Origin of the sequence: Croceicoccus pelagius (assembly GCF_001661915.1) — a bacterium.
Taxonomy (GTDB): Bacteria; Pseudomonadota; Alphaproteobacteria; order Sphingomonadales; family Sphingomonadaceae; genus Croceicoccus; species Croceicoccus pelagius.
On the sequence record NZ_LYWY01000039.1, the window covers coordinates 290,948 to 311,410 of the forward strand.

20 protein-coding genes and 1 riboswitch are annotated in these 20,463 nt (G+C 62.7%); of the genes, 11 read left to right on the forward strand and 9 right to left on the reverse strand.

The genetic code is table 11. The annotated features are described in order from the left end of the window. The first annotated feature begins 86 nt into the window (after window positions 1-86). The 11 genes from secY to A9D15_RS12915 all read left to right on the forward strand — a co-directional run bounded on the left by secY (window position 87) and on the right by A9D15_RS12915 (window position 9,972). The gene (secY, locus tag A9D15_RS12865) at window positions 87-1,451 is read left to right on the forward strand and encodes a preprotein translocase subunit SecY (RefSeq protein WP_066765607.1); all 1,365 of its coding nucleotides are present in this window, start codon (window positions 87-89) and stop codon (window positions 1,449-1,451) included. A gap of 37 nt (window positions 1,452-1,488) precedes the next feature. Further along, on the forward strand, window positions 1,489-2,136 hold the full coding sequence (locus tag A9D15_RS12870; protein WP_066765609.1) for an adenylate kinase: 648 nt from the start codon (window positions 1,489-1,491) through the stop codon (window positions 2,134-2,136). A 110-nt stretch (window positions 2,137-2,246) separates the two neighbouring features. Then, window positions 2,247-3,005, forward strand: coding sequence for a hypothetical protein (locus A9D15_RS12875; protein ID WP_066765610.1), 759 nt, complete (start codon window positions 2,247-2,249; stop codon window positions 3,003-3,005). A gap of 103 nt (window positions 3,006-3,108) precedes the next feature. Then, entirely contained in the window at window positions 3,109-4,464 is a 1,356-nt protein-coding gene (gene gdhA / locus A9D15_RS12880; RefSeq protein ID WP_066766120.1) for an NADP-specific glutamate dehydrogenase, read from the forward strand. A gap of 36 nt (window positions 4,465-4,500) precedes the next feature. Then, on the forward strand, window positions 4,501-5,280 hold the full coding sequence (locus A9D15_RS12885) for an SDR family oxidoreductase (RefSeq protein ID WP_066765615.1): 780 nt from the start codon (window positions 4,501-4,503) through the stop codon (window positions 5,278-5,280). A 295-nt stretch (window positions 5,281-5,575) separates the two neighbouring features. Then, window positions 5,576-5,944, forward strand: coding sequence for a 30S ribosomal protein S13 (gene rpsM / locus A9D15_RS12890; protein WP_047820300.1), 369 nt, complete (start codon window positions 5,576-5,578; stop codon window positions 5,942-5,944). 56 nt (window positions 5,945-6,000) lie between these two features. Continuing rightward, window positions 6,001-6,390 (forward strand): 30S ribosomal protein S11, encoded by a 390-nt coding sequence (gene rpsK / locus A9D15_RS12895; protein ID WP_047820301.1) that lies wholly within the window; start codon window positions 6,001-6,003, stop codon window positions 6,388-6,390. Between the two features lie 139 nt (window positions 6,391-6,529). Then, window positions 6,530-7,585, forward strand: a complete 1,056-nt coding sequence (locus A9D15_RS12900; RefSeq protein ID WP_066765617.1) for a DNA-directed RNA polymerase subunit alpha — start codon at window positions 6,530-6,532, stop codon at window positions 7,583-7,585. A 223-nt stretch (window positions 7,586-7,808) separates the two neighbouring features. Continuing rightward, a complete protein-coding gene (gene rplQ / locus A9D15_RS12905; RefSeq protein ID WP_066765621.1) occupies window positions 7,809-8,231 on the forward strand; it encodes a 50S ribosomal protein L17 in 423 nt (140 codons plus the stop codon). A 201-nt stretch (window positions 8,232-8,432) separates the two neighbouring features. Then, window positions 8,433-9,017, forward strand: a complete 585-nt coding sequence (locus A9D15_RS12910) for a hypothetical protein (RefSeq protein WP_066765623.1) — start codon at window positions 8,433-8,435, stop codon at window positions 9,015-9,017. Between the two features lie 172 nt (window positions 9,018-9,189). Then, window positions 9,190-9,972 (forward strand): hypothetical protein, encoded by a 783-nt coding sequence (locus A9D15_RS12915; RefSeq protein WP_066765625.1) that lies wholly within the window; start codon window positions 9,190-9,192, stop codon window positions 9,970-9,972. On the opposite strand, the gene A9D15_RS12920 is transcribed toward A9D15_RS12915, so the two are convergent. From A9D15_RS12920 to mdh, 9 genes are all read right to left on the reverse strand, one after another. After that, the gene (locus A9D15_RS12920) at window positions 9,954-10,598 is read right to left on the reverse strand and encodes a trimeric intracellular cation channel family protein (RefSeq protein ID WP_066765627.1); all 645 of its coding nucleotides are present in this window, start codon (window positions 10,596-10,598) and stop codon (window positions 9,954-9,956) included. The genes A9D15_RS12915 and A9D15_RS12920 overlap by 19 nt on opposite strands. After that, window positions 10,595-11,287: a PepSY domain-containing protein gene (locus tag A9D15_RS12925; protein ID WP_066765628.1), complete on the reverse strand. Its 693-nt coding sequence runs from the start codon at window positions 11,285-11,287 to the stop codon at window positions 10,595-10,597. Before A9D15_RS12925 ends, A9D15_RS12920 begins: the two co-directional genes overlap by 4 nt. Before the next feature lie 77 nt (window positions 11,288-11,364). Next, complete coding sequence (gene lpdA, locus A9D15_RS12930) at window positions 11,365-12,768, reverse strand: dihydrolipoyl dehydrogenase (protein WP_066765629.1); 1,404 nt, start codon at window positions 12,766-12,768, stop codon at window positions 11,365-11,367. Between the two features lie 41 nt (window positions 12,769-12,809). After that, a complete protein-coding gene (odhB, locus tag A9D15_RS12935; protein WP_066765630.1) occupies window positions 12,810-14,033 on the reverse strand; it encodes a 2-oxoglutarate dehydrogenase complex dihydrolipoyllysine-residue succinyltransferase in 1,224 nt (407 codons plus the stop codon). 22 nt (window positions 14,034-14,055) lie between these two features. Further along, window positions 14,056-16,887 (reverse strand): 2-oxoglutarate dehydrogenase E1 component, encoded by a 2,832-nt coding sequence (locus A9D15_RS12940; RefSeq protein WP_066765632.1) that lies wholly within the window; start codon window positions 16,885-16,887, stop codon window positions 14,056-14,058. A gap of 109 nt (window positions 16,888-16,996) precedes the next feature. Beyond that, window positions 16,997-17,887 (reverse strand): succinate--CoA ligase subunit alpha, encoded by an 891-nt coding sequence (sucD, locus tag A9D15_RS12945; RefSeq protein ID WP_066765633.1) that lies wholly within the window; start codon window positions 17,885-17,887, stop codon window positions 16,997-16,999. Window positions 17,888-17,909: 22 nt separating this feature from the next. Continuing rightward, on the reverse strand, window positions 17,910-18,530 hold the full coding sequence (locus A9D15_RS12950; protein ID WP_066765634.1) for a hypothetical protein: 621 nt from the start codon (window positions 18,528-18,530) through the stop codon (window positions 17,910-17,912). After that, window positions 18,527-19,030, reverse strand: a complete 504-nt coding sequence (locus tag A9D15_RS12955; RefSeq protein ID WP_066765635.1) for a hypothetical protein — start codon at window positions 19,028-19,030, stop codon at window positions 18,527-18,529. Before A9D15_RS12955 ends, A9D15_RS12950 begins: the two co-directional genes overlap by 4 nt. Continuing rightward, the gene (gene mdh / locus A9D15_RS12960; RefSeq protein ID WP_066765636.1) at window positions 19,017-19,979 is read right to left on the reverse strand and encodes a malate dehydrogenase; all 963 of its coding nucleotides are present in this window, start codon (window positions 19,977-19,979) and stop codon (window positions 19,017-19,019) included. Before mdh ends, A9D15_RS12955 begins: the two co-directional genes overlap by 14 nt. 229 nt (window positions 19,980-20,208) lie before the next feature. After that, window positions 20,209-20,442, forward strand: a riboswitch (cobalamin riboswitch). The last annotated feature ends 21 nt before the right edge of the window (window positions 20,443-20,463 follow it).

Below are 20,463 nucleotides of genomic sequence, written 5' to 3' on the forward strand. Positions count from 1 at the left end.
ATCCTCGCCCGCTGCCTATATGGGCTGTTCCCAGTTCTTGAGACGGCACCTTCGTCTCAGCCCCCGCAAGGCATTAGATTCATATCATGGCTTCACGCGCCGATAACATCGCGAGCAACATGTCCCTGGCCAATTTCGGCAAGGCGACCGAGCTCAAGCAGCGCATCTGGTTTACCCTAGGTGCTCTCATCGTCTTCCGCTTCCTGAGCTTTGTTCCGCTTCCGGGCGTGAACCCGCTGATCCTGCAGGATCTCTATGCTCAGACGCGCGGCGGCGTTCTCGATCTCTTCAACACCTTCTCGGGCGGCAGCCTTGAGCGCATGAGTCTCATCGCGCTCGGCATCATGCCGTACATCACCGCCTCGATCGTCGTTCAGCTTGCGGCCGCGCTTCACCCCGCGCTTGCCGCGCTGAAGAAGGAAGGCGAGAGCGGCCGCAAGAAGCTGAACCAGTACACCCGATATGGCACCGTGGGTCTGACTGCGATCCAAGGTTACTTCTTGGCCGTGGGTCTTGAGACTTTCGCGGCCTCCAGCGGCCTGCATGCCGTCGTTGCCCCCGGCATGATGTTCCGCATTGGTGCAGTCATCTCTCTTGTTGGCGGCACGATGTTCCTGCTGTGGCTGGGTGAGCAGATCACCTCGCGCGGTATCGGCAACGGCGTTTCGCTGATCATTATGGCGGGCATCATCGCCCAGTTCCCGACCATCACGGCCCAGCTTTTTGAAGGTGGCCGCTCGGGTTCGATCTCGCCGTTCCTGATCATCGCGCTGATCGTCGTGATCATCGGTCTGATTTTATTCATCTGCTTCATGGAGCGTGCCCAGCGGCGTCTTCTGATCCAGTATCCGAAGCGTGCGAGCCAGCGCGGCATGATGCAGGCTGACCGCTCGCACCTTCCGCTCAAGCTCAACACCGCAGGCGTCATTCCGCCGATCTTTGCGTCGTCGCTGCTGCTCCTGCCGCTTACGATCACGCAGTTCGCGCAGAACTCGATTTCGCCCGACAGCACGATGGGCGGCGTTCTGGTGACGCTGAATCAGTATCTGCAGCACGGTCAGCCGATCTACCTGACGCTCTATGCCATCGGCATCGTGTTCTTCGCGTTTTTCTACACAGCGGTTGTGTTCAACCCGGAAGAGACTGCGGACAACCTGAAGCGCAATGGCGGCTTCATTCCGGGCATCCGTCCGGGGAAGCGCACCGCCGACTATCTAGACTACGTGCTGACGCGCATTACCGTTATTGGTGCCGCTTATCTGGCGCTGGTCTGCGTCCTGCCGGAGTACGTGATCGGCCAGACGGGCCTTCCGTTCTTCCTTGGCGGTACCAGCTTGCTGATCGTCGTGAACGTGACGGTCGACACTATCGCGCAAATCCAGAGCCACCTGCTGGCGCACCAGTACGGCGATCTCATCAAAAAGGCTAAGTTGAAAGGTCGGCTTCGCTGACCGATAGACGTTCCGGCAATCAGGGAGAGTTTTTCAAGTGAACATCATCCTCCTCGGACCGCCGGGAGCCGGCAAGGGTACGCAGTCACAGCGCCTCGTTGAAAAGCATGGCATGCGCCAGCTTTCGACCGGCGATATGCTTCGTGCCGCCGTGAAGGCGCAGACGCCGGTCGGTATTCAGGCCAAGGCCGTCATGGACGCGGGCGAGCTCGTCTCGGACACGATCGTCTCGGCCTTGATCAGCGACGAGCTGGCTTCGATGGGCAACGACGTCGGCGCGATCTTTGACGGCTACCCCCGTACCGAAGCGCAGGCGCACATGCTGGACGAGATCCTTGAACAGCATGGTCGCACTCTCGCGCACGTGATCGAGCTTGACGTCGATGAAGATGCGCTGGTCGAACGTATTACCGGTCGCTTCACCTGCGCATCGTGCGGGAAGGGTTATCACGACAAGTTCGAGCGTCCGAGGCAGGAAGGCGTCTGCGACCGTTGCGGCGGGACAGAGTTCAAGCGCCGCCCGGACGACAACGAGGAAACCGTGCGCACCCGTATGGCCGAGTATCGCGCCAAGACCGCGCCGATCCTGCCCGTTTATGAAGCGCGCGGCATCGTCAGCCGCGTGGACGGCATGGCCGACATCGACGCGGTTACGGATTCGATCAACGCCATCCTTGAAGGCTGATCGCATCCCGTTCGCGGGGTAACCTAACCCATGAAGTGAAGCGCCGCGTTTGACGCGGCGTTTTGCTGTGCTAGCCCCAAGTTCGGAACAGGGAAGGGGCCATAATGCACATGCGTTCGACCGTCTTAGCCGCTGCAAGCGCGCTTGCAGCGCTGGCAAGCCCGGCTCATGCCGCAATGGAAAAAATCGGCGACGACGGTTTCGTGACTCGCCATACCGAGGTCGTCGCTGCAGAGCCGATGGCTGTCTGGGCGGAGCTGATCCAGCCTGCCAACTGGTGGAACGGAGCGCATTCTTTCTCCGGCGATGCCGAGAACCTGACGCTCGAGCCGCGCGCTGGTGGCTGTTTTTGCGAGATGCTTCCCGTAAGCGCCAGGCGCGCTCAGCCGGGCAGCGTTCGCCACATGGAGGTCGTGTTCGTCGATCCTGGCGCGGCCATGCGGTTGTCGGGCGCGCTGGGCCCCTTGCAGAGTGAGGCTGTCGACGGCGTACTCACCATAACGATGAAGCAGGTCGATGGCGGAACGCGCATCCTGTTTGAATATGTTGTCGGCGGCACGATGCGCTTCCCCGTCGACCAGATTGGCCCGGCGGTCGACCGGGTGATTGGCGAGCAACTCTCGCGCCTCGCCGACAAGATAGGTCGTAGCGATTCCGGTTCCGCCCCGCAGGCGATCGAGCTGCCCCCTTCCGTGCCCGCAGAGGCAGAAGCCGAAGAAGTCGCGATGGAGCAGGCGGCGGATGAAGCCGCGGCCGCGGAAGCGGGCTTTGGCGCAGACTTCCTCTCCGACCTCGATGCAGAACCGGCGCCGCCCGAGGAACTCCCCCCGGTCAACGACGGCGAGCTTGGCGAATTCGACACGCGCTGAGCGTGCTTGAGCCCCCGCTTTCACTCATCGGTAAAGCGGTTATGCTCCTTTCCGGATGACGCGCGGGCGACTCGCCACGCGTACGTCGCAAGAGGGGGAAAACATGGCCGTATCCGATCACGTCGACTTGCCGACTTTCATGGAGGGGGTGAAGCGCCGCAATCCGCACCAGGACGAATTCGTCCAGGCCGTGCAGGAAGTGGCCGAAGACATCTTTGACTTTATCGCCGACAAGGAAGAATACCACGAGCAGCAGATCCTGCGCCGCATTGCCGAGCCTGATCGCGTCGTGTCTTTCCGCGTCTGCTGGGAAGACGACAACGGTAACATCCGTGTCCAGCGCGGGTGGCGCGTGCAGAACAACAATGCGATCGGCCCTTACAAGGGTGGGATCCGTTTCCACCCGAGCGTGACCGAGAGCGTCCTCAAATTCCTCGCTTTCGAGCAGACCTTCAAGAACGCGCTGACCGGCCTGCCGATGGGCGGCGGCAAGGGCGGTTCAAACTTCAACCCCAAGGGCAAGAGCGTGCGCGAAATCATGCGCTTCTGCCAGTCGTTCATGACCGAGCTCTATCGTCACATCGGCGCCGACACCGATGTGCCGGCGGGCGACATCGGCGTGGGAGGACGCGAGATCGGCTATATGTTCGGCCAGTACAAGCGCATCACCAACCAGTTCACCGGCGTGCTGACCGGCAAGGGGCTGGAATGGGGCGGCTCGCTCATCCGCACCGAGGCGACCGGTTATGGCGCGGTCTACTTCCTCGACAACATGCTCAAGCACAAGGGCGACAGCCTCGACGGGAAGGTTGCGGTGATTTCGGGCAGCGGTAACGTGGCGACTCACGCGGCGGAAAAGATCCTGCACCTTGGCGGCAAGCCGATAACGCTTTCGGATTCGGGCGGCTTCATTCACGATCCCGACGGGCTGACGCAGGAGAAAATCGACTGGGTGAAGACCCACAAGACGCACCGACGCGGCCGCATCAAGGACTATGTCGACGCGTTCAAGGGTGCGACCTTCCATGAAGGCAAGACGCCGTGGAACGTCGAATGCGATGTGGCGCTACCTTGCGCGACGCAGAACGAGTTGCTCGGCGACGATGCCCGGGCGCTGGTCGCCAACGGCTGCATCGCTGTCTCCGAAGGGGCGAACATGCCTTCGAACCTCGATGCCGTGCACGTCTTCAAGGACGCGAAGATCATGTTCGCACCCGGCAAGGCCGCCAATGCGGGCGGTGTTGCGGTCTCGGGCCTCGAGATGAGCCAGAATTCTGCCCGCCGCGCGTGGAAGGAAGAAGAGCTCCAGGTGCTGCTGCGCGACATCATGGACGGGATCCATGACCGCTGCCTGACGTATGGTGAAATGGGCGGCGGTTATACCGACTATGTGCGCGGTGCGAATATCGCGGGCTTCAAGAAAGTGGCGGATGCCATGCTGGCCTTCGGCGTCGTCTGACGCCCCGGCGGGCGGCCCGCAGTTACGGATGAACGAATGGATCTGAAGATTGCGGGCCGCAAGGCCATCGTTTGCGGCTCAAGCCGGGGTCTCGGACGCGGTTGTGCCGAGGCGCTGGCAGCCGAGGGCTGCGAAGTCCTCATCAACGGAATTGACGCCGAAAGGCTGGAAGCGGCGGCCGAGCAGATCCGCGCTGACACCGGAGCGACGGTTCATACGGTCGCGGCAGATGTCACGACGCATGAGGGAAGGGCGGATCTCCTTGCGGCGATGCCCGATCCCGATATTCTCGTGACGAACGCGGCGGGCCCTCCGCCAAAGGACTTTCGCGAAATCGATAACAAGGCGCTCCACACCGGCGTCGAGCAGAACATGGCCGCGCCGATCGCGTTGATCCAGGCAGTGATCGACGGCATGATTGCGCGCAGGTGGGGGCGCATTGTCAATATCACCTCGTCTTCTGTTTTAACGGGTATTGCGGGGCTGGACCTGTCTTCGGGCGCGAGGGCAGGGCTTACCGCCTTTCTCGGCGGGGTGGCGCGGCAGGTTGCGCCCGATGGCGTCACGATCAACCACATCTTGCCAGGCATGTTCGGCACTGACCGGCTCCAGTCTCTCGACGAGGCAGCGGCAAAGCGTCAGGGGATCACTTTCGAAGAAGCACGGCAGCAGCGCGTCGCGGCGATCCCGGCAGGCCGGCTTGGTGATCCGGCAGAATTCGGTGCGGCCTGCGCCTTCCTGTGTAGCGAGCAGGCGGCCTACATCACGGGACGCGGGCTTCTGCTCGACGGCGGGGCTCTCCGGACCAATTTTTAGGACTGATACCTCCCTACCTTTGACGATCGCGCGTCCCTGCGATATGAGTCGGTGATCGGCATCCATTGCCGCGACGGGCAGCTTTCGCGCTGACCCGTTGACTTGCCGCGCGAATCGACGTAAGCGCGGCCCTCGCTCGTCATAAATCGGGTCCGGTCCGGCAGGTTCGCGGCAAATCGCGTACCACCCGGACTTTTTGCCGTTCGGGCAAATGGACCTGCCAAACGACTGGCGTTCAACCGCGATGAGATAGGGGCAGGCCAGTGCCTATCCCCTGTGGAGCATGGAGAATTAAGTGGCTCGTATTGCCGGGGTAAATATCCCCACCAACAAGCGCGTTATTATCGCGCTCACCTACATCCACGGTATCGGTCCGAAGTCCGCCAAGGACATCGCTGCCAAGCTGGGTATCGACGAAGCCCGTCGTGTCCAGGACCTGACCGACCAGGAAGTCCTGCAGATCCGTGAAACGATCGACGCCGACTACCTCGTCGAGGGTGACCTTCGTCGCGAGCACGCGATGAACATCAAGCGCCTCATGGACCTGGCCTGCTATCGCGGCCTGCGTCACCGCAAGGGCCTTCCGGTCCGCGGTCAGCGCACGCACACCAATGCCCGCACCCGCAAGGGCAAGGCCAAGCCGATCGCCGGCAAGAAGAAGTAAGCCGCGCCTTTCAGGCAGCAGGCTGACCCTTCCTTCAGGATACAGGAACCAAGACAATGGCACGCGAACCCCAGCGCATTCGGCGCCGCGAACGCAAGAACATTTCCAGCGGCGTCGCTCACGTGAACGCCAGCTTCAACAACACCATGATCACCATCACGGATGCCCAGGGCAATGCGATCAGCTGGTCCAGCGCCGGTATGATGGGCTTCAAGGGTAGCCGCAAGTCGACTCCCTACGCTGCGCAGGTCGCAGCTGACGATGCGGGCAAGAAGGCAGCCGAACACGGCGTCCGTACGCTCGAGGTCGAGGTGAAGGGGCCGGGTTCGGGCCGCGAGAGCGCCCTTCGTGCGCTGCAGGCGGTGGGTTTCACCATCACCTCGATCCGCGACGTGACCCCGATCCCGCATAACGGTGTGCGTCCGTCCAAGCGCCGCCGCGTCTGATCTGAAAAGGGCGAGGGGCGGGCCGAAGGATCCACGGCCCGTCCACCCGCACTCGCCTGTTTCGGATCGATACTGTGGGGAAGGCGTATTCCCTCCATACGCACCCCGGATAAGAACCGACAAACCCTAGGGGAAGTCCATGTCCGTCAATATCAAGAACTGGCAGGAACTGAAGAAGCCCAACAGCCTCGAAATCAAGTCGCAGGGCGATGCCAAGCTGCGCGCGACTTTCGTTGCTGAACCGCTCGAGCGCGGATTTGGCCTGACGCTCGGCAATGCACTGCGTCGCGTGCTGCTCTCCTCGCTGCAGGGCGCCGCGATCACGTCGATCAAGATCGACAACGTCCTGCACGAGTTCAGCTCGCTTGCAGGCGTGCGTGAGGACATCACCGACATCGTCCTCAATATCAAGCAGGTGGCGCTGAAGATGGAAGGCGAAGGCATGAAGCGCCTGAACCTTTCCGCGACCGGCCCCGCCGAAGTGAAGGCTGGCGACATCCAGGTTTCGGGCGACATCGAGGTCATGAACAAGGACCTCGTCATCTGTCACCTCGACGAAGGCGCCACGCTCAACATGGAGCTGACCGCCGACACCGGTAAGGGTTATTCCCCTGCCGTGCAGAACCGCATGGCTGATGCACCGATCGGCCTGATCCCGGTCGACTCGCTGTACTCGCCGGTCCGTCAGGTCTCATACAAGGTCGAGAACGCCCGCGTCGGTCAGGAACTTGACTACGACAAGCTGTCGCTGACCGTCGAAACCGACGGTACGGTCACGCCGGAAGACGCCGTTGCCTACGCAGCGCGCATTCTGCAGGACCAGCTGGCTCTGTTCGTCCACTTCGAGGAAGGCATTCCGCAGGGCGCCCCGCAGGTCGCCGGCGTTGCCGCAGCTCCGGAAGAGAGCGACGCGAACCAGCTCAACCGTTATCTTCTCAAGAAGGTCGACGAGCTGGAACTGTCGGTCCGTTCGGCAAACTGCCTCAAGAACGACAACATCATCTACATCGGCGACCTGGTCCAGAAGACCGAGGCCGAGATGCTCCGCACGCCGAACTTCGGCCGCAAGTCGCTCAACGAGATCAAGGAAGTCCTTTCCTCGATGGGTTTGCGCCTCGGCATGGACATCCCCGGCTGGCCGCCGGAGAACATCGAAGAAATGGCCAAGAAGCTCGAACAGGAACTTCTGGGCTGATTTTGGTGTGTCCCCGCTTCGGCGGGGACGCCTCAAACGCCGGGCGCGGCCTATCCGGTCCGCTTGGCTTCGCCGCACTATGCGACGGCGGGCATTCGCCCTTGCGGGAATCGCTTCGCGTCACGTGGTGAATGAACCGGTTTTACGGTGGAGGTGCCGACCGCTAACGGGCACCGGGTATGGGTTACCTGATACGGGCCCCTAACGAACGAAGGAAAGTAACATGCGTCACAAGATGGGTGGGCGTAAGCTCCAGCGTAAGACCGGCCACCGCAAGGCCCTCCTGCGCAACATGGCAGCAGCCCTCATCAAGCACGAGCAGATCAAGACCACGACGCCCAAGGCTCGCGAACTGCGTCCCTACGTCGAAAAGCTGATCACGCTCGCCAAGCGCGGCGGTCTCTCGAACCGTCGCCTCGCCAACTCGAAGCTGCTCGACGATGCGCAGCTGGCCAAGCTGTTCGACGTTCTTGCAGAACGCTACAAGGACCGTGACGGCGGCTACACCCGCATCATCAAGGCCGGTATCCGCGCTTCGGACGCCGCTCCGATCGCGATCATCGAGCTGGTCGATCGCGACGTCGACGCCAAGGGCCAGGATTCCGGTCCGGTCATGAGCGAAGAAGAAGAATTCGAAGAAGCCTGATCGAAGGCCTCTTTGCTAGCCAGAAGGGCGCCGGTTGCAGATACGCAACCGGCGCCCTTTTTGCGTCTCACGATTATTCAGACAAAGTGCTTTTTTCCTGAACAATGGCTGTCGCCGAAATTCAGGATCATCTCATGGCCGAATCGCTATCCCATGTCTTGTCCGGGCTATTCCGTCCGGTCAGGACTAAGGATCGCACCGATGAACAACATTATGAAAGCCATGATTGGCTCTACTGCGGCCGGCGCGATGGCTCTTGCCTCGGCCAGCCCCGCCATGGCACGCGACCGTTATGACCGCGACGGTATCGATGCCGGAGACGTCATCGCTGGCGCGCTGATCATTGGCGGTATCGCCGCCATCGCCAGCGCCGCGAGCAAGGATAGGGACCGCGATTACTATTACGACCGCGATTACCGCGACGGTCGTTACCGCGACTACGATCGCCATGACCGCTATGGTTACAACGATCGCCGCAACAACGCTCGGGCTTCCGTAGAGCAGTGTGTACGCGCCGCAGAGCGCGATGCCCGCCGCTCCGGCTTTGCTCGCGCCAAGGTAACCGACATCCGCGACGTGGATCGCAAGAACGGCGGATATCGCATCAAGGGACGCATGGCGGTTGACGCCGGTTATCGCGGCGGACGTTATGGCCGTGGCTGGGGCAGCGACTACCGCGGTTGGAACAACTCGATGCAGGGTTGGGACAGCGGCAAGTTCACTTGCGACGTCAGGTACGGCCGCGTTCGCGACATCGATTACTCCGGCATTCGTGGTCTGCGCTGACCCTCCTGCCAGCAACGACAACTGATGCCCAACCTGGGCCCGGCGGTATTCCCCTTCCTGCCGGGCCCTTTGTTTATCTGCGGTTCAGGGATAGGAAAGCCAATCTGGCCCAAATTGCCGCATCGTGTCAGGGACTCGCGCGAGTCCCGGGGTTTTCAGGGATCGCAGAACCATGAACAGTATTTTCCGTTCCGCTGCCGGAGCAGCCGCTTTGCTGGCCGCATCCTCGCTCACCATGCCTGCGCAGGCAGCCACTCTGCCCACCTCGTCGAACGCGCCGCAGGGCATCTGGACCATCGAGAAAGAGAGCGCGCAGGGCTGGGGCCACCATCGCCGCTGGCGCCGTGACCGGATCGACGGTGGCGACGTGCTCGCCGGCATCCTCATCCTTGGCGGGGTGGTGGCCATCGCGAAGGCGGCCGAGAACGCCCAAGAGCGCAAGTATCGTGAGCGCCGCGATGGCGAGGATTACCGCTATCGCGATTACGACCGTGACAGCCGTCGTTATGATGACCGCCGCTATGCCGACAATTCGCGCCGCAGTATCGACGGTGCGATCGAGGACTGCGTGGTCGAGGTCGAGCGCAGCGAGGAAGTCCGTACGGTCGATACGGCAGAGCGTGATGAGCAAGGCTGGCACGTCGAGGGCGACCTTGTGAACGGTGGCCGCTTCGACTGCGAAATCGACGCCAGTGGCCGTGTGCGCGACATCGATATCGAGGTCGGCTCGCGCCGCTATGGTAGTGCCGGGGATGCCGTTCGACCGGCCCGCGACAGCCGTTATGGCGATGACTACTACGCTGACGCCCGCGCGCGGGCAGGGGAGCAGGCTCCGGCCGTGCGTGTCGAGGAAGACGCCGGTCCGGCGGACGCGGAAGGCGACACGTGGGAGCGGGGAACGCCTGACGACCGTTACCAGACCGCTGACGGACCGGACTACGCGCTGGTCGGATGATCGGGATCGCTGCCGTGCCTTGAATAGGCCGGCAGCTCGATCCTCCAGACAAGAGCCGCCCCGCGCAGTGCGATGCCGAGCACGGTCGCAATTGCGAGAGCGGGCGCGCGCGGCATATCCAGCATAAGCAGCACCGTGGCGGTAAGCGCCGAGAGCGCCGCCGCGGTCACGTAAAGCTCGGGCCGCATCAGGATCGAGGGCACGCCTGCAACGACATCGCGGATGATCCCGCCGACGCAGCCCGATACGATACCCAGCACGACCGCCGAGATCGGAGCGACGCCGAACGATAGCGCCTTGGCCGTGCCCAATGCAGCGAAGGCGGCAAGGCCGATCGCGTCCGCCCATTCGAGCAGGCGGCCTTCCCACCAGCGCACCGGACTGAACCAGGCGAGCAGCGCCGCAATCAGGACGACCGGGCCCGCGTAGGGATCGGCAATCCAGAACGCCTCCTGCCCAAGCATCACGTCCCGCACCGAGCCTCCACCGACGCCGGTGAGGAATGCAAAGAAGCACACGGTTACGAACGTCTGGCGAAGGTGCGCGGCCACGATCGCGCCCGATAGCGCGAAGACGAAGGTCCCCAGCATCTCGAACCAGGGGAAGGTGGCAAGCAGGTTCATCATGCTGCGACGCGCGCCCTGCGGCGGCGGAACATGAGGACGATGCCGATCAGGCTGAAGAAGACGCTGAGCGAGGCGAAGGCAATAAGGATCGGGTGATGCGTGTCCTCACGTTCCTGAAGGTCCATAATGTGTAGACCCCACATGAAGTCGAAGATGCGCCACCAGCGCGTGCGCACGGCCTCGATCGCGCCGCTGTCGCGCCCGACATAGACGTGGGTACCATCCTTCAGGACGACCTGCCAGACTGGGATCGGGCGGCGAAAGTCGAGTGGTACTTCCTCGGCCTCGAAAAAGCGGATCTCCGAAACCTCGTCACCGCCCTCGATTTCCATCGCGACGATCGTGCGGGCTGCGGCTATATCGATCTCGGGCACCGGCGCGCCGGAACGGGCGAAGTAGCGTTCGACCTTGCCGTCGGCGTAGATCGCGCTGGTAATTGCCGAATTGCCCTGCATTCGCGTCCGCAGTTCGATAGGGCGGTCCTCGCCCTCGATCAGCATGCGGGCAAGATGACCGGGCGGGATGGGGCGCTTCTCGGTCGTCTTCAGCAAGTGATTGCCGCGTACTTCCTCGATCGGCTTTGCCACCATGACAAGGCCGCTGACCGTCCATATGAGCAGCGGCACGCCCACCAGCCAGGCAAGCCAGATATGCCACTTGGCAAACAGTCGCATCGGTTTTTGAGACATGAAAAACCCTCCGGCCGCTTGTCTGCGGGCGGAGGGCTTTTTCGTCAAATCCGCGATTCGTTAAATCCCCGATGGGATCAGATGTGGATCGGCTTGCCCCGGACTGCCATCGCGGCTTCCTTCACGGCCTCCGAATGGGTCGGATGCGCGTGGCAAGTGTAGGCGATGTCTTCCGACGTCGCGCCGAATTCCATGGCTTGCGCGATCTGGGCGATCATCGTGCCGGCAAGGCTGGCGATGCACCATGCGCCGAGAACGCGGTCGGTCTCGGCATCGGCGATGATCTTCACGAAGCCGTCCGGCTCGCGGTTGGTCTTGGCGCGGCTGTTGGCCATCATCGGGAAGTTGCCGACCTTGACGTCGTGGCCGGCATCCTTCGCCTGCTGCTCGGTCAGGCCGACGCCTGCGATTTCCGGCATCGTGTAGACGACGCTCGGGATGACTGCATGGTTCACGATGCCATGTTCGCCGGCGATATTCTCCGACACCGCGATGCCTTCGTCTTCTGCCTTGTGGGCGAGCATCGGGCCGGGAATGACATCGCCGACCGCCCAGACACTGTCGACCTTGGTACGGAAATCGTGATCGGTCTCGATCTGGCCGCGCTGGTTGGTCTCAAGTCCGATGGCTTCGAGGTTGAGGCCGTCGGTATTGGGCTTGCGACCGATGGCGACAAGTACACAGTCGGCTTCGATAGTTTCGGCATCGCCGCCGTTCGACGGTTCGATGGTTAGCGTGGCCTTGCCGTCCTTCACCTTTGCGCCGGTTACCTTGGTGCCGAGCTTCAGCTCCATGCCCTGCTTCTTGAAGATCTTGCCCGCTTCCTTGCGCACGGCATCGTCCATGCCGGGCAGCAGCTGATCGAGGAATTCGACCACCGTGACTTCTGCCCCCAGGCGGCGCCAGACCGAACCGAGTTCGAGCCCGATCACGCCGCCGCCGATGACGACCATCTCTTGGGGCACGCGGTCGAGCGCGAGGCCGCCGGTGCTGTCGACGATGACGCCAGCTTCATTGTCGATCTCGACACCCGGAAGCGGGGTGACCGAAGAGCCGGTGGCGATGACGATGTTGCGCGCCGAATGCTCGGCATCGCCGACCTTCACGGTGTGCTTGTCGACGAACGAGCCACGACCCTTCAGCCAGGTGACCTTGTTCTTCTTGAACAGGTACTCGATGCCGCCGGTCAGTTCCTTTACCGCAGTCGCCTTTTCGCCCTGCAGCGCGGACAGATCGAGTTCGGGGGCCGGGATCTTTACGCCGAACTTGGCCAGCGTGCCGTCCTTGGCTTCTTCGAACAATTCCGAGCCGTGAAGCATCGCTTTCGACGGGATGCAGCCGACGTTGAGGCACGTTCCGCCCAGCGTCTCGCGGCTTTCCACGCAAGCGGTGTTCAGGCCCAGCTGCGCGGCGCGGATCGCGGCCACGTAGCCGCCGGGTCCGGCACCGATGACGATCACGTCGAAGTCGAATTCAGCCATTTTCTATTCTCGTCTTTATGCTGCGTGAGGGAGGCGCGCGATCAAAGGTCGATCAGCAGGCGCGTCGGATCCTCGATCGCTTCCTTGATGATCTTCAGTGCCGTAACCGCTTCGCGTCCGTCGATAATCCGATGGTCGTACGAAAGCGCGATGTACATCATCGGGCGGATCACGATCTCGCCGTCGACGACGACCGGACGGTCCTCGATGCGGTGCAGGCCCAGAACCGCGCTCTGCGGCGGGTTGATGATCGGGGTCGACATCAGCGAGCCGAACACGCCGCCGTTGGAGATCGTGAAGGTGCCGCCCTTCATGTCTTCCATCGTCAGGGCGCCGTCCTTGGCGCGCTTGCCGAAGTCGGCGATGTCCTTTTCAATCTGGGCAAAGCCTTTCTTGTCGGCATCGCGCAGGACCGGAACGACCAGACCGTTCGGGGCCGACACGGCGACCGAGACGTCGACGAAGTCGTGGTAGAGGATCTCGTCGCCCTCGATCTGGGCATTGACGCTGGGCACGTCCTTGAGCGCAAGGCAGGCGGCCTTGGTGAAGAAGCCCATGAAGCCGAGGCGAACGTCGTGCTTCTTGGCGAAGAGGTCCTTGTACTTCGAACGCGCTTCCATGACCGCGGTCATGTCGACGTCGTTGAAGGTCGTAAGAAGGGCCGCCGTGTCTTGCGCGCTCTTCAGACGCTTTGCGATCGTCTGGCGCAGGCGGGTCATCTTCACGCGTTCGACGTTGCGGCCCGAGGCGGCCGGAGCTTCGCCAGCGGCGGGAGCAGGGGCAGCCGCCGGGGCAGCGCCGCTCTTCTTCGCTTCGGCTGCGGCCAGCACGTCTTCCTTGGTCAGGCGGCCGTCCTTGCCGGTGCCCTTGACCGTCGTGGGGTCGATGCCGTGCTCCAGGACCGCGCGGCGGACCGCGGGCGATAGGACTACCGCGTCATCGCCTTCTGCCGGGGCAGGGGCCGACTGCGAGGGAACCGAGGCGCCTTCGTCCTTGCGCGGTGCGACGGCCTTGTCGCCAGCGCCCGCACCGTCGGCGATCGTAGTGATGACCGCACCGACGACGACGGTATCGCCTGCGCCGACCATGTGTTCACCCATCACGCCCGAGACGGGAGCGTTGACGTCGATCGCGACCTTGTCGGTTTCGAGGCTGCAGATCGGTTCGTCCTGTGCAACCGCTTCGCCGGGCTGCTTCAACCATTCGCCAACAGTGGCTTCGGTGATGGATTCGCCCAGTACTGGGACTTTGACTTCAGTGCTCATCGGTTTGTTTCCTTTACCGATTTTATTTCTGGCGTGCCGCGATGACGTCTTCGACCGAGAGGCCGAGGGCGTCTGCAACGAGCGCGTTCTGCTGTTCGACGTGGCGGCTGGCGAGGCCCGTTGCCGGCGATGCAGCCGGAGCGCGGCCCGCGTAACGGGCGCGGCTTACGGGGGCGCCTGCCTCTGACAGGGCCTGTTCGATCTGGCTTTCGACGAAGAACCATGAACCGTTGTTCTTCGGCTCTTCCTGACACCAGACGACCTTCTCCAAGTTCTTCATGCGTGACAGGCGCAGGGCCAGAGGCTCACCCGGGAAGGGATAGAGCTGTTCGATACGTACGATCGAGGTATCTGTCTGGCCGGCGGCATCGCGGGCCTCGATCAGGTCGTAGGCGACCTTGCCCGAACACAGGACCAGACGTTTGATATCCTCGTCCGCCGGCGGATTCGTGTCGGACACGATGCGACGGAAGTGGCTTTCGCCGAGGAACTCTTCCTTCGTCGACTTGGCCATCGGGTGACGCAGCAGCGACTTGGGCGTCATGATGATCAGCGGCTTGCGGAACGAGCGCAGCATCTGGCGGCGAAGCACGTGGAAGTAGTTCGCCGGTTCGGTGATATTACACACCTGGATGTTGTCGCCCGCGCAGAGCTGCAGGAAGCGTTCTAGACGCGCCGAGGAGTGTTCCGGACCTTGGCCCTCGTAACCATGCGGCAGAAGCAGCACGAGGCCGTTGGCGCGAAGCCACTTGGCCTCGCCGGCTGCGATGAATTGGTCGATCATGATCTGTGCGCCGTTTGCGAAGTCGCCGAACTGCGCTTCCCAGAGCACGAGGCTCTTCGGATCGGCGAGGGCATATCCGTATTCGAAGCCGAGCACGCCGTATTCGGACAGCGGGCTGTCATAGACCTCGAAGTGACCATGCGGGACATGGCACAGCGGGATGTACTTGTCCTCGGTGTTCTGGTCGACCCAGACGGCGTGACGCTGCGAGAACGTACCGCGGCCCGAATCCTGACCCGACAGGCGGACGGAGAACCCCTCTGCCAACAGCGAACCGAACGCCAGCGATTCCGCCGTTGCCCAGTCGAAGCCGGAGCCGTTTTCGAACATGTCACGGCGACCGTCGAGGACGCGGTTCAACGTCTTGTGGATCGTCACGTCTTCGGGAACGGTCGTCAGCGTACGAGCCAGACCGTCGAACAGCTTGCCCTCGATACCGGTCGCGATGTTGCGGCGCGCGGTTTCAGGGTCGGCAGGCTTGTTGAGACCGGCCCAGCGCCCACCGAACCAGTCGGCCTCGTTCGCCTTGTAGGTCTTGCCCGCTTCGAATTCGCCCTCGAGGTACTTGGTGAAGCTGTCGATCGTTTCCTGCGCGAAGCCGCCGTCGATCACGCCTTCTTCCTCGAGCCGTTTCGCATAGAGCGAGGCGACGCCCGGGTGCTTGCGGATCTTCTGGTACATCAGCGGCTGCGTGAAGCTGGGCTCATCACCTTCGTTGTGGCCGAAGCGGCGATAGCACCACATGTCGATCACAATGTCGCGGCCGAAGCGCTGGCGATATTCAATCGCGAGCTTGCAGCAGAACGTCACCGCCTCCGGATCGTCGCCGTTGACGTGCAGGATCGGGGCCTGGACGCCCTTGGCGACGTCCGAAGGATAAGGCGACGAGCGCGCGAATTGCGGGCTGGTCGTGAAGCCGATCTGGTTGTTGATGACGAAGTGGATGCAGCCGCCGGTGTTGTACCCGCGGATGCCGGAGAAGCCGAAGCATTCCCAAACGATGCCCTGGCCTGCGAACGCAGCGTCGCCGTGGATCAGCACGGGCAGCACGGTCTGGTGCTTGCCGACGCCGATGTCGTCCTGGAACCGCTGCTGCGCGCGGACCTTGCCGAGCACGACCGGGTCCACCGCCTCGAGGTGCGAGGGGTTGGGCACGAGGCTCATGTGCACCTTGGTGCCGTCGAATTCGCGGTCGGTGGAAGTGCCAAGGTGATACTTCACATCGCCCGAACCGCCGACGTCGTCGGGGTTGGCGCTGCCGCCGGAGAATTCGTGGAAGATGACCTTGTAAGGCTTGCCCATCACGTTCGCCAGGACGTTCAGGCGGCCGCGGTGGGCCATGCCGAACACGATTTCCTTCACGCCGCTGGAGCCGCCGTACTTGATGACGGATTCGAGCGCCGGGATCATCGATTCGCCGCCGTCTAGGCCGAAACGCTTCGTGCCGACGTACTTTTTGCCTAGAAACTTTTCATACTGCTCGCCGCGGATAACGGCCTGCAGGATCGCCTTCTTGCCCAAGATGGTGAAGTCGATCGACGCGTCCTTGCCCTCCATGCGGTCCTGAAGGAAGCGACGCTCTTCGATGTCGGCGATGTGCATGTATTCAAGGCCGACCTTACCGCAGTAGTTTGCGCGCAGGATCGCCACGATTTCGTTGATGGTAGCCCATTCGACGCCAAGATTGCCGCCGATGTAGACGGGGCGATCAAGATCGTCGGGGCCGAACCCGTGATATTCGGGGGTAAGATCGGCCGGAAGCTCCAGCTTCGACAGGCCCAGCGGGTCGAGATCGGCTGCAAGGTGACCGCGCACGCGATAAGTGCGGATCAGCAACATCGCGCGAACCGAATCGTCGCAGGCCGCCTCGACTGCCTTTTCGTCGAGCTTGGCGCCCTTCTTTTCGGCAGCGGCCTTGATCTCGGCCTTCATGCGGGTGGGGTCCATTGACGCCGTCAGGTCGTCGGTGCCGCCCAGGTCGAGCGGCCAGCCCTTGCGGGCCCAGGACGGACCGGGCTGCGGGCCGTCAGGCTCCAGCTCGGGAAGGAAGGACTGGTTTTCTTTACCCATTTTAGTCACCCGCATCTGGCCGGCACGTCCGGCACAGGTGTAATTTTGGCGGTGGAGCCACAGGCGGTGGGACGGCCATCCCTCCTCGGCCGCCCCACCGCCGAAAGGCTTATGCCATTTCTTTGAGCAGCCCCGAGAGCGTCTCGCCGAGCAGCGAGGGCGAGGGGGAGACGCGGATGCCCGCTTCTTCCATCGCCGCGATCTTGTCTTCGGCGCCGCCCTGGCCGCCCGAGACGATCGCGCCGGCGTGGCCCATGCGACGGCCCGGAGGCGCCGTACGGCCCGCGATGAAGCCGACCATAGGCTTCTTGCGACCGCGCTTGGCTTCGTCCTTGATGAACTGCGCCGCTTCTTCTTCGGCCGAGCCACCGATTTCACCGATCATGATGATCGACTTGGTCTCGTCGTCGGCGAGGAAGAGTTCGAGCACGTCGATGAAATTCGTGCCGTTGACCGGGTCACCGCCGATGCCGACAGCCGTCGTCTGGCCAAGGCCTGCATTGGTCGTCTGGAAAACGGCTTCGTACGTGAGCGTGCCCGAACGGCTGACGACGCCGACCGAGCCCTTGGAGAAGATCGAACCGGGCATGATGCCGATCTTGCATTCGCCGGGCGTCAGGACGCCGGGGCAGTTCGGGCCGATCAGGCGCGACTTAGAACCCTGCAGGGCGCGCTTCACCTTGACCATGTCGAGAACGGGAATGCCCTCGGTGATGGCGACGATCAGTTCCATCTCGGCGTCGATCGCCTCGAGGATCGAGTCGGCTGCGAACGGGGGCGGAACGTAGATGCACGATGCGGTCGCGCCAGTGGCGGCCTTCGCTTCGTGGACGGTGTTGTAGTTCGGGAGGCCGATGTGGGTCGTGCCGCCCTTGCCCGGGGTAACACCCGCGACCATCTGCGTGCCGTAGGCCAGCGCCTGTTCGGTATGGAAAGTGCCGGTTGCACCGGTCATACCCTGGGTGATGACCTTGGTATTCTTGTCAACGAGGATGGACATTCGATTTTCCCCTCTTGCTGGGTCAGTCGTTGGCGGCAGGGCCGATCGAATCGATCTTCATGGCCAAGCCGTTGAAATGGACATGGGATTCCAGCGGGCTACCCGCCGGGACGAAATAATAATCGAAGCTGTCTGTTGACGGGCTCAGCCCATCGAACTTGACGATCGTATTGCCTTCCCGCTCGATGGTCTGAACGGGCTCGCTAGCCGTCAGTTCCTTGATCTTGCCCGCACCCGCATCGCGAGTTTCGGCCGGATCGAACAGGCGGCATCCGGTGACGCGGCCGCCGTGGACGTTCACTTCGGTCACGACGATGGCAACTTCCTCGCCTTCGACCGTGTTGCGGAAGATTGCGGCGGGCGACATCGTGCCGCCCCTTTCGGCAACGGCCTTCCGGCCGGCGTCTTCGGCAAATCCCATGAAAGAGGCGAGGGCAGGTACGCCGGCACGGTCGGTCGCTTCCCAACCGGCTGCGGTAACGCTGGCGACCGTGCCGTCGTAATCTGGCATCGTCCCGCAAGCCTTCGCAAACTCGGCGAACATCGCGTCAATTGGGTACGCGCCATCAGCCGCCACGCCAGGAGCTGTCAGCAGCATCGGCCCGATCATCGCACCAGCACCAAGGGCGGCAGCCAGCTTCACTCGGCAGTCTCTTGCGCGGCGGAGACGACGAACAGCGCCTTGGGCGACGAACGGTCGCCACTGGGGTTCATTTCGACCGTCTTTTCCGAACGCAGCCACGTATAGACGAAGCCGTCCTGAGTGACCGGCATGCCGATCACCGCGCTGACGTCGCGGGCGAGCGTGTTGTAATCGGCGGTGGTTTCGAGCTTCGTCATGACGATGCATGTCTTGTCGCGAAGGTTTTCCTTCGTGATGACAATGTAAGCCTCGTTACCGATCTTTTCGTAAGCGCCGCGTACCACCATCTGGCGATTTCCGCTCGACTTGCGAACGTTTTTCCAGCCGTAGGCCTTAAGGTCGTCGAGCTCGATCCACGTCGGCGATGTGATCGCCGCGCAAACGTCGACAGCCTCGCTCACCTGTTCAGGCGACGCGGGCTTCGACTGTGCTGCTGCCGGCCCTGCGAATGCGAGGGCCGACAGGCTTGCACAAAGAGTGGCGATTTTAAGCCAGGTCACCGTCGATGCCCTTGCAGGCTTCCAGCAGTTCCTTGACAGCGTCGACCGACACCTGAAGGTTGCCCTTCTCTTCGGCGGTCAGTTCGATCTCGATGACTTCTTCGATGCCGTCGGCACCGATCATCGCAGGAACGCCGACATAGAGGCCGTCAACGCCGTACTGACCCGACAGGTGCGCTGCGCAGGGCAGGATGCGCTTCTGGTCGCCAAGATAGGCTTCGGCCATCGCGATCGCCGACGTGGCGGGGGCGTAGTAGGCCGAACCGGTCTTGAGCAGGCCGACGATTTCACCGCCGCCCGAACGGGTGCGCTGGACGATGGCGTCCATGGCTTCCTTGCTCGACTTGCCCATCTTGACGAGGTCGTCGACGGGGATGCCCGAAATGGTGGTGTAGCTGGTGACGGGGACCATCGTGTCGCCGTGGCCGCCCAGGACGAACGCGTTCACGTCCTTCACCGAAACGCCGAATTCCCAAGCAAGGAAAGTGGCGAAGCGGGCGGAGTCGAGAACGCCGGCCATGCCGACGACCTTGTTGTGCGGGAGCCCCGAGAATTCGCGTAGAGCCCAGACCATCGCGTCGAGCGGGTTGGTGATGCAGATCACGAACGCGTCGGGAGCGTGGTTCTTGATGCCTTCGCCGACCGACTTCATGACCTTCAGGTTGATGCCCAGAAGGTCGTCGCGGCTCATGCCCGGCTTGCGCGGGACACCGGCGGTGACGATCACGACGTCCGCGCCTGCGATGTCGGCGTAGTCGTTCGTGCCGGTGATCCTGGCGTCGAAGCCTTCGATCGGGCCACACTGCGAGAGGTCAAGAGCCTTGCCCTGCGGCATGCCCTCGGCGATGTCGAACAGGACGACGTCGCCCATTTCCTTCTTGGCGGCGAGATGGGCGAGCGTTCCGCCGATCATGCCGGCGCCGATAAGGGCAATCTTCTTGCGTGCCATTGACTAGGCTCCTCGTATCGCGCTGCGGGCGACGGTTCATAACCGGTAAGCGCACGGCGACGGCCCGCATTTCGTCGCTCGCCGCGGGTTCGAAAGGCGACCTAGGCCCCTGATGTAGGGATTGCAACCAGCAAAAAGTCGAGGAAACGAACTATCTTTGCAATTGGTTTGCAATATCAAAATGGCCGTTTCAGGAGTAACTGTTGCCAACGCTGCACTGCCGTTCTAGGGGCGCGGCGACGTTACGGGTTCGCCGATCCCACAGGGGTGAAGCGCTAAGAGGGAAGTCCGGTGCGCTTTGTGCTTCGTGTGAAGCCTGCCACTCCGGCGCTGCCCCCGCAACTGTAACCGGACAGCGCGCCCTTCACGCGCCACTGGCTGCCGCTTCATCGCGGACCGGGAAGGCAAAGGGATGTGTGACGACCCGGGAGCCAGGAGACCTGCCCGTAGCTGTCGTTCATGTTTCGGGGCGGGGTGTACCTGG

What these genes read in the sequence shown, in the direction of transcription:
- secY (WP_066765607.1), top strand. Translation starts at nt 87, where the DNA reads ATGGCTTCACGCGCCGATAACATCGCGAGCAACATGTCCCTGGCCAAT.
- A9D15_RS12875 (WP_066765610.1), top strand. Translation starts at nt 2,247, where the DNA reads ATGCGTTCGACCGTCTTAGCCGCTGCAAGCGCGCTTGCAGCGCTGGCA.
- gdhA (WP_066766120.1), top strand. Translation starts at nt 3,109, where the DNA reads ATGGCCGTATCCGATCACGTCGACTTGCCGACTTTCATGGAGGGGGTG.
- A9D15_RS12885 (WP_066765615.1), top strand. Translation starts at nt 4,501, where the DNA reads ATGGATCTGAAGATTGCGGGCCGCAAGGCCATCGTTTGCGGCTCAAGC.
- rpsK (WP_047820301.1), top strand. Translation starts at nt 6,001, where the DNA reads ATGGCACGCGAACCCCAGCGCATTCGGCGCCGCGAACGCAAGAACATT.
- A9D15_RS12900 (WP_066765617.1), top strand. Translation starts at nt 6,530, where the DNA reads ATGTCCGTCAATATCAAGAACTGGCAGGAACTGAAGAAGCCCAACAGC.
- rplQ (WP_066765621.1), top strand. Translation starts at nt 7,809, where the DNA reads ATGCGTCACAAGATGGGTGGGCGTAAGCTCCAGCGTAAGACCGGCCAC.
- A9D15_RS12910 (WP_066765623.1), top strand. Translation starts at nt 8,433, where the DNA reads ATGAACAACATTATGAAAGCCATGATTGGCTCTACTGCGGCCGGCGCG.
- A9D15_RS12915 (WP_066765625.1), top strand. Translation starts at nt 9,190, where the DNA reads ATGAACAGTATTTTCCGTTCCGCTGCCGGAGCAGCCGCTTTGCTGGCC.
- A9D15_RS12920 (WP_066765627.1), bottom strand. Translation starts at nt 10,598, where the DNA reads ATGATGAACCTGCTTGCCACCTTCCCCTGGTTCGAGATGCTGGGGACC.
- A9D15_RS12925 (WP_066765628.1), bottom strand. Translation starts at nt 11,287, where the DNA reads ATGTCTCAAAAACCGATGCGACTGTTTGCCAAGTGGCATATCTGGCTT.
- lpdA (WP_066765629.1), bottom strand. Translation starts at nt 12,768, where the DNA reads ATGGCTGAATTCGACTTCGACGTGATCGTCATCGGTGCCGGACCCGGC.
- odhB (WP_066765630.1), bottom strand. Translation starts at nt 14,033, where the DNA reads ATGAGCACTGAAGTCAAAGTCCCAGTACTGGGCGAATCCATCACCGAA.
- A9D15_RS12940 (WP_066765632.1), bottom strand. Translation starts at nt 16,887, where the DNA reads ATGGGTAAAGAAAACCAGTCCTTCCTTCCCGAGCTGGAGCCTGACGGC.
- sucD (WP_066765633.1), bottom strand. Translation starts at nt 17,887, where the DNA reads ATGTCCATCCTCGTTGACAAGAATACCAAGGTCATCACCCAGGGTATG.
- mdh (WP_066765636.1), bottom strand. Translation starts at nt 19,979, where the DNA reads ATGGCACGCAAGAAGATTGCCCTTATCGGCGCCGGCATGATCGGCGGA.